The sequence below is a fragment of the Rathayibacter sp. Leaf296 genome (genome assembly GCF_001423045.1).
Classification (GTDB): domain Bacteria; phylum Actinomycetota; class Actinomycetes; order Actinomycetales; family Microbacteriaceae; genus Rathayibacter; species Rathayibacter caricis.
This window is the reverse complement of sequence record NZ_LMNR01000001.1, coordinates 440966-442749: the sequence shown is the minus strand read 5'-3', so window position 1 is coordinate 442749 and position 1784 is coordinate 440966. Positions and strand designations below refer to the sequence as shown.

The following is a 1784-nucleotide window of genomic DNA, read 5'->3' as shown; positions in this document are numbered from 1 at the left end:
CGTGCGTACAGCGCGAGGGGGCCGCACGGCCTCCGTCATCACGACCGCCGCACTGCTGGGAGCGCTTGCGTTCCCGAGCGCGGCGGGGGCCACCGAGATCCTCGAGGCACCCGCCTCCGAGGCGACGCCGACCGCGGTCGCGCCGGTACTCGAGCCCACGCCGACCCCGATCGCCACCAGCGACCCGGAGCCGACGAGCACTCCGGCGCCCACGGGTACGCCGGAACCGACCAGCACGCCCGAGCCGACCAGCGCACCGGTCGCGACTCCGGTCGCCACCGAGACGCCCGTCGCCGTCCCGAGCGCGGCTCCCGTGTCCGCGGCTCCGGAGCTCGCCCTCTCCCGCACGACGTTCGTCGTCGGATCGACCGCCGTCGGCGGACCGGACGCAGGGTGGGGCGACGGCATCGACGTCACCGGCTCCGGCTACACCCCCGGCACCGTCGTCGTGATCTCGCTCATGGACGGCCCGGACGAGGAATCGCGCACCACGGTCGTCGCCTCCGCCACCGGCGAGATCGTGCTGAACGACTGGCTGCCCACGGGCTCGGACGGCTTCAGCACCTACCCGCACCTCCCCCGGGCCGGTGAGCGGATCTCCGTGGTGGCCTCGGGGATCGACGCGGCCGGGGAGCCGATCACGTCGAACACCGTGCCGCTGACGATGACGCGGCCCGCTGCGGGGGTGTCCTTCGTCGTCGCCGAGGACGGCGGCCGCATCGAGGCCGGCAGCCAGGTCGGCGTGGCCGGATTCCGGGTCTTCGAAGTGGTCGCACTGCTGGTCGGCTTCGACCGTGACGAGCTCGTCACGACGACCCTCACCGCTCCCGACGGCTCCGTCACCACCCTGACGGCGGACGACCCCTGGTCGATGATCTACGGCGAGACCTTCGTCCGTCTCGATGAGAGCACCATGGCCGACCAGCTCGGGACCTTCACAGTGACGGGCGTCGGGACAACGAGCGGCCGCAGCGTCTCGGCTTCGCTGGTGCAGGTCGCCGGCGAGCCCGGGATCCGGATCTGGCCCTCCAGCGCTCCCTCCCAGCCGGGGCCCGACGACGGGCAGCCCACGAGCGGCGGAGCCCTCTGGGGCTTCGCGGCGAACGAGCTCGTCTCGGTGAGCATCCACTCGGTCGACGGCACGCGCCAGCGCCTCGCCGACGGCAGCACCCGCCTGGCGTACACCGCTGACGGGGTGGGCTGGAGCCTGATCGCGCTGGGCCGGTACCCGCTCGACGACCCCGACGCCGAGGTCTACTGCGTCGTCGCCCTCGGCGCGACCAGCGGCCGCACCGCGAGCACCTCGTACGACTACGGCACGACCGAGTCGGACCTTCTGCCGGAGTCGGCCGACTGCTCGGTCGCCGAGGCGGCGGCCCGAGCCGGTGCGACGACGGGCGCGGGCAGCGGCTCGGGCACCGGAGTCACGGCCGGCCGGCCCGTCCTCGCCGCGACCGGCGTCTCGCCCGCGGCTCCCCTCGCCCTCGCGGCGTTCGGGATCCTCGGAGGACTCGCGCTGATGATCACGCGCCGCCGCCGCGCCTAGCGGTCACGGCACCATCGGAGGGGCGTCCCGCAAGGGGCGCCCCTCCCTCGTTCCCGCCCCTCGGACGGCCGTCGACGAGCACCGCGCCCTCTCAACCGCCTCGCCGAGAACCGTGATGCGTTCGTTGTGTCGGGACGTCGTGTCGCAGGGCTCCGCTCGGCCAGGATCAGCACCAGGGGGCGCATCGCCCCCGGATCCATGGGGAAGCCGGGAGAGCGCACTGCGCCCCGGAGGAAGT

Annotated in this window: 1 pseudogene; it reads left to right on the top strand. The window is 74.0% G+C overall.

Going from position 1 to position 1784, the window contains the following annotated elements:
- Positions 1-1546, top strand: a pseudogene (locus ASF46_RS01855) (hypothetical protein); the annotation flags it as partial.
- Between the last annotated feature and the right edge of the window lie 238 nt (positions 1547-1784).